We start from the raw sequence: 13,051 nt of genomic DNA, 5'->3' as shown, positions 1-13,051 counted from the left end.
TTTTCTGGTTTAGGAGTGCAATTATATTGAATATCTTTATATTCACACGTAACATTAATAACAGCAGATCGTGGGGGAATAATATTACCCCTTGTTGCTGTAATGCACCTGTTAGTTCAATATAGACATCTACAAAACTTGAAAAGCCTGGAAATCTTTAGCCACAACGTATGAATCTCCAAAAACAAATATTTTATATACGGTACTTCCTTTGGTAGGATACTCAATAATAGATGTTTTATAGCCATTCTCTGACAATACCTTTTCGTACACCTTTATTAAATTAACTGGTCCTTTACTGAATAACCCCTCTCCTTGACTTAATAAATGCCTTATATCCACATTGTAATAATTGATATTTAAATACTTTTCAAGAGGTATTTGACCTTTCGCTAGGTTTGAATGAATTATAAATAATTCTCCGATAACTCCGTTAATATCATTAATATTTCCCTTAAAAAACAAATCCGCTGTGTTATAGTTGAACTCCCATAGAAAAATGTGTTCATCTAACACTTCAAATTCTTCAAAAAAATTAACATCTAGTTTATGATTTCTAAGACCTGTACAGGTCACTTCCCATTCTTGGAGTTTTTCATCATTGTCATCTGTAACTATAATTGTGAGTAATAGTTTATCATCATCTACCTGTAATCCATCTAAACTTAGATATATATCACTCGAAAATTGACCTTCGTTTAAAGCCTTTGAGATATTAGATAACATATACTCTTTCACCACCAATTTTATCTTCTAAAACTATATTCAAGGAAGAATAGGGGAAATCCTTTTTGTAAAGCAAACACGCCAATTCACACGTGAAATCATCTCAAATAACAGGTTTCTGAATGGATTCGCACGCAATTATAATACAGCGGATCGTGGGAGCAGAATACCCCTTTTTTAAGGTAATTTTAAAATCATTTTGATAAGAACCGAATTTTATTTAGCATTGATTATTGGATTGTATATCTTAAAAAAGTGTGGCTCAACGGATTTGTGTCCGAAAATGAGCAATTGTTTTTTCACATTACGAATAATTGTAAGTGATTGAATGATTTATAAAATGAAAAAAGCCCCCAAGTAATTGGAAGCTTTACCTAAAAACATTTTTCAATGGACTAAAGGAATTATGCTGTCGTTTAACATCCATGTTTGTCATTTGAATATACTTTCTTGTCATACTCATGTCTGTATGACCAAGTATCTTTTGTAAACTAAAAGGGTCACCACCGTTCATGATATAGAGCAATGCTCCTGTATGTCTTAAAACATGAGGTCTGACAGCTTTTTTTATACCAGTAAGATGTGCCACATCATGAAGTCTAGTCCTCCAAGTATTAGAAACCATTTCCCTACCGTCATAAGTCAAAAAAAGAAGGTCTTCTCCAAAATCCTCTGATTCAATAATATACTCCTTGAGTAGCTTCATAGTCTTACTTGAAACAGGTACTTCACGTGCTTTCCTTGTTTTCGTATTCATAGCTTCCAGCTTAATAACCCCAGCTTTGAAGTCAACGTTTCTCCTCTTCATTGCTAATAGTTAGGATATACGAACCATTGAATCAAGTAGAACCATTACCATAACTTTATCTCTAAAACCAACAAAAGTTGATTCATCAAAAGCGTTTAACAAAGTCTTTATTTCAGTAACAGTTAAAGCTTCAATTGTGTCTTCTGCTGTTTTCATTGGTTTAAACCGCTCGTGAATTGGAGTACCAATAAGATTCTCCAGATAACACCATCGTAGAAATGCTCTCATTGTTCTTACACGAATGTTTACGGTAGTTGGTTGAAGACCCATATCATTCAACATGAAATCAATCCAATCAAGAAACACCTTAAGTGTCATTTGTTCACTTGTTAAGTCTTGTTGTAGATAATCCAATAGCCATTTAAAGTGAATCTCATATTCTTCAATAGTACGAGGTGCTAAACCCTCAGACTGTTTAAACCACATAAACCTCTCAAACATCTCACACATTGTAAAGCTTTCATTGATAGTTCTCGTTGTAATTACTCTTCCATGTTTTCTAACACTTTTACGCATATAAAAAACCTCCAAATATAATAATTTGAAGGCTCTGAACACACACAGTTTTAGCTTCTCGGTCACACACAGTGTCGTTCAAAATACACAAAAGACTGTGGAGGTGAGAAATTATGTAAATGATTGAAAATCTTATTTTGGCGGGACTGCGTGGGAATCGAACCCACCAGACCTGGCACGCAGGTCTCAAGCAGTTTTGAAGACTGTGGAGGACACCAGTACCCCATTCAGCCCCAGAATTATTATTGTAAAAAAGATAACTAGCATTTGTAATCATAATACTATGGAAAATAGGAATAATCAATAGAGGTGGGTATTTTGTCATTTTTCCGACAATTATTGCCCCCTCTTTTATACCCGCTTTTCCTTCATAATAAAGGCAATGGCTTGTCTTTTCACCATATTACAGACTATAATAAATAGATGAAAATAGTATCGTGTGGGTGAAAACAATGCAATTAACAGGTTGGTTTCTTTGGTTTATTTTAATATGGATTTTTGCCTTTGCCGGGGCTATGGCAATTGGCGGATTTTTTATGTTTCGTAAGTTTCTTAAGAGAATGCCAAAAGACGATGGAAAATCCGTAATGGACTGGGAAGAATACTATGTGAATGAATCCCGTCATTTGTGGGGTGACGAAGAGAAAGCTCTTCTAGAAGATTTGGTCAGCCCGGTTCCCGAATTATTCCGCGATGTTGCTAGGCATAAAATAGCTGGTAAGATTGGCGAACTTGCTCTAAATGAAAAAGTCCCAAAAATTACAGAAGAGCTCGTTATTCGCGGTTACATTCAAGCCACACCGAAAAGAGATCATAAATTTTTACGTAAAAAACTGTTTGAAAATCGAATTGATGTAGCTCCATATGAGCATTTATTCTAAACCGTCTAAAATTTGGCGGTTTTTTTTCATAAATTTGGATATTTTAAAAAGGAGTCAAATAGCAGTTTGGGGTGATTAGGATGGCAAAACGTTCGGCAACTAAGAGACACAAAATATTTAACCTATTGATCATATTGATTCCATGGTTATCCTTATTATTTATAGGAAAGCGTGATTTTAAACGATATTCTTTTTCGGGTGTGTTTATTATTATTTTCGAGATCATGAATCATTTATATGGACACAAGCGGAATTGGTGGAAGTTTTACGATAAGAAAAAATCATTTATAAGAGATGAACTTCATTTTAGTGTGGGTCCATATGCGCCTTTTTCAATGTGGCTTCTTAAAATCTCAAACGGAAACTTTAAGAAGTTTACGTTACTTAATGTAATTTCTGATGGACTGTTTGCCTTCGTTATTATTGATGTTCTTAAAAAGTTTAAAATTATTAATCTGGGGCGATTAAATCATATTCAGTTTTTCTTCTACTTACACTATAAAGCCTATCTTTTATATGGAGTACAGTATTTGTTTGATAAAATCAAAAGATATCGATATTAAAAAACGCTCAGAGCTATCCATTGCCCTGAGCGTATTTATATAGCAGTGTCAGTGTTGACCATGAAGCTGCCTATATAGCTTTTTGTAATCAATATACATCGCAACCCGCCACGGCACTATCATACTAAATGCCAGCAAGAAAAACATACCGCTAAGTTCACCGTAATCAATGGTTGCACTTAGAATCGTCTTCAATCCAAGCCTCACCACTAATAACCCTGCTAGAATGTAAATAAAAGCTTTTGAGCGTTTTAGATAGATTTCGTTTTCACGGATTTCAAATTTAGATGTTTTAATTAAGAGAATCGAAAATAGCATTCCCAAAGTGACGACCTCAATGATTTCCATACCAGTTAATCGAAATTGTGGTACTACATACATTAATGCCCCGCTCGACATAAAAACAGGCGGCAGGATAATTTTCTTTGCATTTGTAGGTTTCTTAGCAGCTTTCATACGGACAAATAAAGCCAATATCCCCATAAATACCGCTCCAATTGAAGAAACAACAACGAAGTTCATAGGTTCCATCCCCTATTAAAAAATACAGCTTTCATGATTAGAATCCAGTAAATCCACCAAACATTAATGAGAACACCTCAATGATTTTTGTCATCCAGTCAAAAAACAGGATGATACCCATTGCAATCATAATATAACCGCCGAATTTCATAATCTTTCCACTGTTTTTGCGAATCCATTTCATTCGACCGACGAAGAAAGATAAGATTAAAAACGGTATAGCAAATCCAAGAGAATATGCAGTCATGTACAGTACTCCTGAACCAGGGTTTGTGGCAGCCAATGCTATAACCGCCGAAAGAATTGGACCTGTACATGGAGTCCAGCCGGCCGCGAAGGCCATTCCAATAAGCGCTGATCCAAAATAACCTGAAGGTCGATTTTTAAATTCCAATTTCCGATCTTTCATTAAGAACTCTGGTTTAAATACTCCTACAATAATTAAACCAAATAGCACAATAAATATACCGCCAAGCTGACGAATGAGATCTTTGTACTCGAGGAAGAAGCTTCCTACAAAGGAGGTGCCAAAACCAATTGCGATGAAGATCGCCGAAAACCCTAAAAGGAAGAAAATAGTATGTAGAAGGCTCCGCTTTTGAAGCATGGCATTATCAGTTTTTAACTCCCCTACAGACATCCCCGTGATATACGATAGAAATGCAGGATAAAGTGGTAAACAGCATGGTGAGATAAAACTTAAAAAGCCCGCACCTAGAGCTAAAAATATATTTACATCCGTCATATTAACACTCCCACTATAGTCGATACTCCTTCATTTTAGCAAAACTTCCCCCTAAAAGATAATGATTAACATGAATATTTTGTGTCGGCAGAAGCGAATACACATTTCATCTATATTTCTAGTAATTTCCAACATTATTTGGATATTTTTTTACAAATATCTTTGTATTTATTCCCATCTTAGGTTATACTAGTAAAACATTGGTAGAGAATAACTATCAATGTTTTCTATTATTGGAGTACTCCGGAAAGGACCACGGCGATGATTAAACAAGAACTTATTGCACTAATTGAAAAAAAGCGTGCTGAATTAATTCAAGTCGCGGTCACCAACGGCCTGACTTCCTCCATTGCGATTCGCTATAGCCAGGAATTAGACCACCTATTAAATGAATATAATCGAAAGTATATAAAGAAATCTCACCGAGTGGCGAGTCTATAGTAAAAAATCCTGGCAATTTGCCAGGATTTTTTCTTATCTAATGCATAACATCTTCTAAACGTTCAACAGCCCCATTTTGCAATAGGAACATTTTATGGTAGAGCCCGCCGAGTGCCAATAACTCTTGATGTGTTCCTCTTTCCACAATTTCTCCTTGGTGCAAGACGAGAATTAAGTTAGCGTCCTGAATCGTCGATAACCGATGGGCAATGGCAATCGTCGTCCGCCCTTTTCTCATTTTTGCTAGAGCTGTTTGAATGGCTTCTTCAGTTTCAGTATCAATATTAGCGGTTGCTTCATCAAGGACAAGGATCTTCGGATTGGCAGCAATCGTCCTTGCAAAGGCAATTAATTGCCGCTGTCCACTTGAAAAAGTTGATCCTCGTTCTACCACTTTATGATGATAGGAATCTTCCAGCTTTTCGATAAATGTATGTGCCTGAACAAATTTAGCGGCTTCCTCCACCTGCTCATCTGTTAAATGATGATTATGAAGTGTAATATTATCTCTAACGGTTCCATAAAACAAGAAAGGATCCTGCAGGACTAGCCCCATCTTATCTCGTAACTCACCCTTCGAAAAATCACGAATCGATTTACCATCGATTAAAATATCGCCCTTCTCGTATTCATAAAATCTCATTAATAGATTAATAATCGAACTTTTCCCGCTTCCCGTATGTCCGACGAGTGCAACCGTTTCTCCAGGATGTGCTGTAAAGGATATATTTTTTAATACATCTCGCTGCCCATCGTAAGAAAAGGTTAAATTCTTAAATTCAATTCTTCCCTCTTCGATTGATAGATTACTTTCTTCAAGTTGTCCCGGTGCCAATTCTTGCATATCCAAGATTCTAAAAACACGTGCCCCAGCCACAATGGCTTGCTGATATAAGGATAATCGCATCATCATATTATTGACTGGTTCAAAGAAACGCTCCAGATAATTGACAAACGCATACAGCACACCGATTTCAACCGGACTGTCCAATGAAGTGATACCAAAATAATTTAAGACGATGATTAGTCCTAAAATAAAAATCAAGTCTACTGCAGGCCGCAGCAGTAACCCGTCAATTTTAATATTTTTCATACCCGCGTTATAGTGCTTTTCATTGATGTCTTCGAACTCTTTGCGAAGTCGCTTCTCCTGACGGAATACCTGAATAATACTCATTCCCTGCAGCGATTCACTCAGCTTCGCATTCAATTGACTGAGTCTTTCGCGCATATCCAAATAAAAACGTGAACTAAATTTACGGTACAAACTCATAACAAGCAGAATTAAAGGTATAAAAATCAAACAGAATAGTGCCAATTTTACATCTAAAATAAACATGGTTATGAAAATACCTGTTAATAAAAATCCGCTTTGTATAAAGGTCGAAAGTACGGTAACAAACATATCTTTAATCGCTTCGGTATCGTTCGTAATCCTAGAAACAATACTTCCTGCCGGTGTTTGGTCAAAATATTTCAGTCCAAGTGACTGCACCTTCGAAAAGATATCAACCCGCAGCTGTTGAATAATTTTTAACGCAATCTCCTGAAACTTTACTAATTGAAAAAACAACAATAGTGATTTTACAATTTGAATTCCTAAATAGCTTGCCCCTAGAATGAACAGTGGTTGAAAAACTAAGTTTCCTGGTGTTAAGTAATCATCAATAAAGATTTTTACAAGAATCGGGGCTGCTAACTCACCTAATGTGGTTATTACCAATAGACTGAATGCAAGGATAATTGTCTTTTTATGCGGTTTCGTATAGGATAATAGGCGAAATAAAACCTTTTTTTGCTCGGTTTCAGTCAGCTGCTCTTTTTCTTCCATCTTAATGTCCTCCATGCTCAACCAACTCCTCTAGCTGCTGACGTATATACATTTCCTTATACCAGCCACCCTTTGTCATTAGCTCTTCATGCGTTCCCCGCTCCATGACTTCACCTTCATCAAGGACAAGGATTAAGTTTGCGTGTTGAATGGCGCTCAAACGGTGCGAAGTAATAATCGTCGTTTTCCCTTCACGATTCTGCCTTAATGAAGAAAGAATGGCCTCTTCTGTCTTGGCATCAACAGCAGAAATAGAATCATCCAGTACCAGCACTTCAGGATTCATCAACAGCGCACGCGCAATCGAAATTCTCTGTTTCTGACCGCCTGACAGTGATACCCCCCTCTCACCAACAACCGTTTGATATCCTTCCGTGAAACGAAGGATATCTTCATGAATACTAGCTAGCCTTGCAGCGTCATAGATTTCTTCTTTTGAAATTTGAGGGTTTGTGAAGGCAATATTTTCAGCAACACTCGCCGAAAATAAGAAGTGGTCCTGTGGAACATAGCCAATCGCCTCACGTAATTTCTCCAGCTTATACTCTTGGAGCGTATGACCTCCGAAGGTAATTTCCCCTTCATAGTCTTCAAATTCACGAATGAGAAGTTTTAACAGTGTTGTTTTACCTGCGCCTGTTTTCCCTACAATGCCAAGTGTTTCTCCTCTATTAATCGTAAAGGAGATATTCTTTAACATGGGTTCTTTTTCACCTGGGAACGTGAACTTCTTAATGTCATAGGTGATCCCGCCGCTAGGTACTAATTCCAAGGCACCACTTTTGTCGGTAATATCCGACTTTTCACGAAGCAGCGCTGCCACACGGTCGTAGGAGGCGCGGCCGCGTTCGACGATATTAAATAACCAGCCGAAGGCAAGCATTGGCCAGATTAATAGTCCTAAATAGGTCGTAAAGGAAATTAATTCACCAATCGACATTTCCCCTGCTAACACATATTTGGAACCAAATAGTATCGAAAGGAAGAACGAAATGCCTACTATGATTGAAATTGTAGGATCATATAAGGAATCTATTTTTGCAACCACGATGTTTTTTTGTACGACGTCTTCTGATTGCTTTCGAAAATCTTCAATGTCTTCTTTTTCCTGACCAAAGGTTTTAATCACCTTAATCCCTGAAATACTTTCCTGTGTTTTATCATTTAAGTCAGAAAACGCTTCCTGCGCCTTGTGGAAAGTACGGTGGAGCATGGTGCCAAACCAATTTGTTAAGATGACCATAAGAGGCATTGGGATTAAACAAATCAACGTTAATTTCCAACTTATGGTAAAAGCCATCGCTAAAATCACTGTTCCGCCTGTTGAAAGCGAATCTACTAATGTTAAGACTCCAAGCCCAGCGGTCTGTTGGATCGCCTGAAGGTCATTTGTTGCATGTGCCATTAAATCCCCTGTTCTCCTTTTCTGGTAAAACGAAGGAGACATGTTTGTAAAGTGTTCATATAAGTTATTTCTTAACTGCCGGCTCAGTTTAACTGCCGAACCAAAAATCATAATCCGCCAAAAATACCTCAACACATACATACCGATTCCGGCTCCGACTAATATCACCATCCACTCCAGGAGTACTCCTTTTGTCAACGTGCCATCATGAATATGATCGGCGATCACTCCAATGACCTTTGGCGGTATTAGTTGCAGTAATGCTACAAACAGTAGAATTACGATTCCGGATAGATAAGCTTTTTTCTCTTGCTTAAAAAACCATCCTAAGTCTAAAAATACTCTCATAATTTTCCCCCGAAAAATATTTGACCTTATCTTTTTATTATTTTCAAAAAATATTTCATCCCACCCGAAGGTATATTTTATCAAATATTAATAAAATAATAAAGATTTAGACACTTTTTTCCATATATAAAAATAGCACTCATTGTAATGAGTGCTAAGCCATGATTATTTTGTTAATTGTTTATCCGCTTCTGCTACTTTTGCTTCTGCAGCCGTTTTTAATCCGTCAACTTCAGCTTTGATTTCATCAGGAACAAGCTTGACTCTGTTTATATAATTTACGATTACCTGATAATCTGTTTTCATCGCAGTCAAATCGGCTGGATCATAGGTCTTTGTTTGATTTTCATTCGTTTTAATAAATGCTGACCCGATATAATAGAAGTCTTTTTGTGATTCAGTCTTTAAAGAAATGGTCTCCTTCACGACTTCATCATATTTTTTCTCTACTATTAATTTACTGAACTTCTCATCTTCAGCTGTTAACTCTCTTGTAGTTGTTGTATTTTCTTTAGCAGCATTGGTGTCCTCTTCTGTTTTCTTTTCTTCAGGAGAAGCAGTTTCCTCTTTTTCTGCCGTGCCGCAAGCTGTTAATGCAAGAAGTAAAATTAAAATAAGTGATAAAACCTTTTTCATAATAAATGCCCCTTTATATATGTAGTTGTTCATAGCGTAACTATTATGTACCTATTTATCCCATATTTCAATATATTTTATTAAAATAATAATTTTCTGAACAAATAAAAAAACCATCTTATCTAAGGATAAAATGGTTTTAGTTCATCTATTATTTTCCTTGTTGTTTGTTCATTGCTGACATCATTTGGTTGATCTTCTTTTGAGAAGGTTTCATACCCATTTGCATCATCATCATTTTTAACATTTGCTCATTAATTGGCGGATTTTTCTTTAAGTAATCCATCATGTATCTTCGAGCAATGAAAAATCCCAGCGCTACACCAGCTACTAATGCTAGTACAACTACTAGAATCCATAAACCTGTACCCATTAAACTTCCTCCTTCATGTTGTCTACCATACAGTGTACTAAATTAAACGGGAATATACAATATTCTCTTTTAAAAGATTAGACATATTTTCTCTCTTTAATAGGCTTTAACCAGCCAAATCTCTGATGGTCGAGGTCTAATGCCATGAAAGAGGATTCACATTTTCTCAACACTTCAAAGAATATAGTTTCTGCTTCATAAGTGCCTGAAGCCTCAATCGTGATTAAATCCTGAAATACCCTTAGTTTCGCTGTGCTTAGTTTTCCACTTAACTCAATCGAGTATGTACCATGTTCAGCACGAAATCCTTTCTTTTTTCCAAGCTGTTTCTGTATTAATCTATGGATTTTTAAAACCTCTATCGACTTTGTTATATACGTTATTTGTTTATTCGTGATAAATTTAAGTTCACCTTCTGCTTTGTCATGTTCATGAAAAAGCTGAAAAAACATACGCTCTCTTCCGAAGTAATGGGCGGCAAATTCATCTTCTATTAAATAAAGCTGATAATGTCTCACCACGATCTCTCCTTCGTTAAATCCCTTTCTATCAATTATAAAATATGCACTATCGAAACATTTGTCTTTTATCGGCAAAAAATATCACTATTATTGTCGAATTCATAAGTTTCTTACAAATTTTATTATATCCCACTAATATTTGGAATAATATAAAACTCTACAATCTTCCCGCGGTCAATAAAATCATATTGCTGACAAAAAAAGAGAACGGCTATTTGCCGTTCCCTTAAAGTTAATCATTTTATTTTTGAAGTAATGCTTTTACACGTGCAACTACATTGCTAACGCTGAAGCCGTACTCTTCCATAATCTTTTCTCCAGGTGCAGAAGCCCCGAATGTATCGATTGCTAGGACATCCCCTTCATCGCCTGTGTATTTGTGCCAGCCGAACGAAGAACCAACTTCAATTCCAAGACGCTTCTTAACGTTCTTAGGAAGTACTGAGTTCTTGTATTCTTGTGATTGCTGTTCAAAGCGATCCCATGATGGCATGCTTACAACAGAAACATGAATACCTTCGCCAGCTAGAGCAGCTTGTGCTTCAACAGCTAAACTTACTTCAGAACCAGTTGCTAATAGTAATGCATCAGGAGTCTCTCTTTCAGAAGGAGAAACCACATATGCTCCTTTTGAAACGCCTTCGTATGCGTTTTTGTCAGTTCCTTTTAATGTTGGCAGGTCTTGACGTGTTAATACTAACGCAGTCGGTTTGTTTGTAGATTCAACTGCTAGTTTCCATGCTGCAGCCGTTTCATTTCCATCTGCTGGACGGATAATTGAAAGACCTGGCATTGCACGTAATGCTGCAAGCTGTTCTACAGGCTCATGCGTTGGACCATCTTCACCAACAGCAATACTGTCATGAGTGAATACGTATGTTACTGGTAAGCCCATTAACGCAGCCAAGCGGATTGCTGGACGAAGGTAATCTGAGAATACAAAGAATGTTCCTCCAAAGATCTTCACTCCGCCATGTAATGCAATACCGTTCATGGCAGCACCCATTGCAAATTCACGGACACCGAACCAGATATTACGGCCTTCATAGCTTCCTGGCATGAAATCGCCAGTACCTTTAATCATAGTTTTGTTTGAACCAGCAAGGTCAGCAGAACCACCAATAAATATTGGTAAGTTTTTCGCAATGCCGTTAAGAGCTTCACCAGATGATGCACGGCTAGCTAAACTTTTTCCTTCGCTGTATACAGGAATATCCTTATCCCAGCCTTCTGGTAATTCGTTCTTCAATACTTTTTCTAATTGATCTGCTAATTCAGGATATTCCTTTTTATACTGTGCAAAAAGGTCATTCCATTCTTTTTCTTTCTTCGTTCCGTTTTCAACGATAAGGTTTTGGAAGTGGTCATAAACTTCCTGTGGAACATGGAAATCTTCTTCAAAAGTCCATTTATAAGCTTCTTTTGTAAGCTTTAATTCGTCAGCTCCAAGCGGAGAACCATGGACGCCAGAAGTACCTGCACGGTTTGGTGAACCATATCCGATAACTGTTCTAACTTCAATCATCGTTGGACGGTCAAGGTCATTTCGAGCCTCTTCAAGGGCTTTAGAGATTTCTTCTAAATTATTTCCATCTTCTACGCGCAGGTATTGCCAGCCGTATGATAAGAAACGTTCCTTAACGCTTTCTGAGAAGGATTTGTCCAAATCACCATCAAGTGAAATATCATTTGAATCATATAAAACCACTAATCGACCTAATTTTAAGTGTCCAGCTAGTGACGCTGCCTCAGCTGAAACACCTTCCATTAAATCTCCATCACCACAAATACTATATGTATAATGGTTCACAAGTTCATAATTGTCCTTATTGTAGACACTAGCAGTATGACGCTCTGCCATTGCCATACCTACTGCCATAGCAATACCTTGTCCAAGTGGACCAGTTGTAGCTTCTACCCCTTCAGTATGACCGTACTCAGGGTGTCCTGGAGTTTTACTTCCCCATTGACGGAATTGCTTCAAGTCATCTATTGATAGATTATAACCAGATAAATGAAGCATGCTGTATAATAAAGCAGATCCATGGCCTGCTGATAATACAAAACGATCACGGTTAAACCACTCTGGGTTCTTTGGATTGTGGTTCATGAAACGAGTCCATAAAGCATAGGTCATTGGTGCTGCACCCATTGGCATTCCAGGATGTCCTGAGTTTGCTTTTTCAATCATATCAATTGAAAGCGTACGAATAGAGGTTACCGACAAAGCATCAATAGTATCAAACATTGTTTACATCACTCCTGATTCTCTAGGATAAAAAAAAATAATAACAACCTTTATATTATAGCTCTCTTCACATTAATTCAACAATTAATTTGACTACTAAACAAATTATTTCACTTCATTATATTTTGACACAGGTTGTTACGCAATATGTAAAAAGGAAAACAAAAATGTTTTCCTGGATTAATGAAGATTATATTTTTTTCTTTGTTTAATTTTTTCTGGCGTTACGTCATTTCCCTCAGGGTCAATGATTTTTGTATTTGTTAATGTATCCAGCATAGAATTGCGGAATGTGGTCAAATACTCGCTTCTTAATTTTGATTGTTCCTTCGCTTCAGCTTCTGTTAATCCAGTTGCTTTTGCTTTTCTCGCAAGCTCATTAATTCTCGCCATTTTTTCTTTTGAGAGCATTTAGGACCCTCCTTTCAAAGACTTAGACTGTGTACCAAGTCAGTTGATATCCCTCTAAACACAGTCACACTTAAAG

The 13,051-nt window shown here is 36.9% G+C and carries 15 protein-coding genes and 1 tRNA gene; 3 read left to right on the top strand and 13 right to left on the bottom strand.

What is annotated here, in order from left to right; translation table 11 throughout:
- Positions 1 to 129: 129 nt before the first annotated feature.
- From QNH29_RS10295 to QNH29_RS10280, 4 genes are all read right to left on the bottom strand, one after another.
- Positions 130 to 741 carry a hypothetical protein gene (locus QNH29_RS10295; protein WP_283864689.1) on the bottom strand — a complete coding sequence of 204 codons (612 nt, stop codon included), beginning with the start codon at positions 739 to 741 and terminating at the stop codon, positions 130 to 132.
- 355 nt (positions 742 to 1,096) lie between these two features.
- Positions 1,097 to 1,534, bottom strand: coding sequence for a tyrosine-type recombinase/integrase (locus QNH29_RS10290; RefSeq protein WP_283864688.1), 438 nt, complete (start codon positions 1,532 to 1,534; stop codon positions 1,097 to 1,099).
- 9 nt (positions 1,535 to 1,543) lie between these two features.
- Complete coding sequence (locus tag QNH29_RS10285) at positions 1,544 to 2,050, bottom strand: tyrosine-type recombinase/integrase (RefSeq protein WP_283864687.1); 507 nt, start codon at positions 2,048 to 2,050, stop codon at positions 1,544 to 1,546.
- Between the two features lie 138 nt (positions 2,051 to 2,188).
- A tRNA-Sec gene (locus tag QNH29_RS10280) sits at positions 2,189 to 2,285 on the bottom strand.
- Between the two features lie 217 nt (positions 2,286 to 2,502).
- Between QNH29_RS10280 and QNH29_RS10275 the strand changes: the two genes are divergently transcribed.
- Positions 2,503 to 2,931: a DUF2621 domain-containing protein gene (locus QNH29_RS10275; RefSeq protein ID WP_283864686.1), complete on the top strand. Its 429-nt coding sequence runs from the start codon at positions 2,503 to 2,505 to the stop codon at positions 2,929 to 2,931.
- A gap of 80 nt (positions 2,932 to 3,011) precedes the next feature.
- A complete protein-coding gene (locus QNH29_RS10270; protein ID WP_283864685.1) occupies positions 3,012 to 3,494 on the top strand; it encodes a hypothetical protein in 483 nt (160 codons plus the stop codon).
- A gap of 48 nt (positions 3,495 to 3,542) precedes the next feature.
- Here the strand turns inward: QNH29_RS10270 and QNH29_RS10265 are convergent, their stop codons facing one another.
- Together QNH29_RS10265 and QNH29_RS10260 are read right to left on the bottom strand one after the other, a co-directional pair.
- A complete protein-coding gene (locus QNH29_RS10265) occupies positions 3,543 to 4,016 on the bottom strand; it encodes a CcdC family protein (RefSeq protein WP_283864684.1) in 474 nt (157 codons plus the stop codon).
- Positions 4,017 to 4,053: 37 nt separating this feature from the next.
- Positions 4,054 to 4,761: a cytochrome c biogenesis CcdA family protein gene (locus tag QNH29_RS10260; RefSeq protein ID WP_283864683.1), complete on the bottom strand. Its 708-nt coding sequence runs from the start codon at positions 4,759 to 4,761 to the stop codon at positions 4,054 to 4,056.
- A gap of 261 nt (positions 4,762 to 5,022) precedes the next feature.
- Here QNH29_RS10260 and QNH29_RS10255 point away from each other — a divergent pair, with 261 nt between their 5' ends.
- Positions 5,023 to 5,202 carry an aspartyl-phosphate phosphatase Spo0E family protein gene (locus QNH29_RS10255; protein ID WP_283864682.1) on the top strand — a complete coding sequence of 60 codons (180 nt, stop codon included), beginning with the start codon at positions 5,023 to 5,025 and terminating at the stop codon, positions 5,200 to 5,202.
- A gap of 37 nt (positions 5,203 to 5,239) precedes the next feature.
- Here the strand turns inward: QNH29_RS10255 and QNH29_RS10250 are convergent, their stop codons facing one another.
- The 7 genes from QNH29_RS10250 to QNH29_RS10220 form a co-directional block, all read right to left on the bottom strand.
- The gene (locus QNH29_RS10250; RefSeq protein ID WP_481858791.1) at positions 5,240 to 7,048 is read right to left on the bottom strand and encodes an ABC transporter ATP-binding protein; all 1,809 of its coding nucleotides are present in this window, start codon (positions 7,046 to 7,048) and stop codon (positions 5,240 to 5,242) included.
- Positions 7,035 to 8,786 carry an ABC transporter transmembrane domain-containing protein gene (locus QNH29_RS10245; RefSeq protein ID WP_283864681.1) on the bottom strand — a complete coding sequence of 584 codons (1,752 nt, stop codon included), beginning with the start codon at positions 8,784 to 8,786 and terminating at the stop codon, positions 7,035 to 7,037. The genes QNH29_RS10250 and QNH29_RS10245 overlap by 14 nt, the downstream gene beginning before the upstream one ends.
- Before the next feature lie 165 nt (positions 8,787 to 8,951).
- Positions 8,952 to 9,422: a hypothetical protein gene (locus QNH29_RS10240; RefSeq protein WP_283864680.1), complete on the bottom strand. Its 471-nt coding sequence runs from the start codon at positions 9,420 to 9,422 to the stop codon at positions 8,952 to 8,954.
- A 151-nt stretch (positions 9,423 to 9,573) separates the two neighbouring features.
- Positions 9,574 to 9,795 carry a YneF family protein gene (locus tag QNH29_RS10235; protein WP_283864679.1) on the bottom strand — a complete coding sequence of 74 codons (222 nt, stop codon included), beginning with the start codon at positions 9,793 to 9,795 and terminating at the stop codon, positions 9,574 to 9,576.
- Positions 9,796 to 9,872: 77 nt separating this feature from the next.
- On the bottom strand, positions 9,873 to 10,313 hold the full coding sequence (sirA, locus tag QNH29_RS10230) for a sporulation inhibitor of replication protein SirA (protein WP_283864678.1): 441 nt from the start codon (positions 10,311 to 10,313) through the stop codon (positions 9,873 to 9,875).
- Between the two features lie 244 nt (positions 10,314 to 10,557).
- Positions 10,558 to 12,564: a transketolase gene (tkt, locus tag QNH29_RS10225; protein WP_283864677.1), complete on the bottom strand. Its 2,007-nt coding sequence runs from the start codon at positions 12,562 to 12,564 to the stop codon at positions 10,558 to 10,560.
- A 180-nt stretch (positions 12,565 to 12,744) separates the two neighbouring features.
- Positions 12,745 to 12,975 carry a DUF896 domain-containing protein gene (locus tag QNH29_RS10220; protein WP_283864676.1) on the bottom strand — a complete coding sequence of 77 codons (231 nt, stop codon included), beginning with the start codon at positions 12,973 to 12,975 and terminating at the stop codon, positions 12,745 to 12,747.
- Between the last annotated feature and the right edge of the window lie 76 nt (positions 12,976 to 13,051).

The organism is Neobacillus sp. DY30, assembly GCF_030123065.1.
Lineage (GTDB): Bacteria > Bacillota > Bacilli > Bacillales > Cytobacillaceae > Neobacillus.
This window is presented reverse-complemented; position numbering and strand designations above follow the sequence as displayed.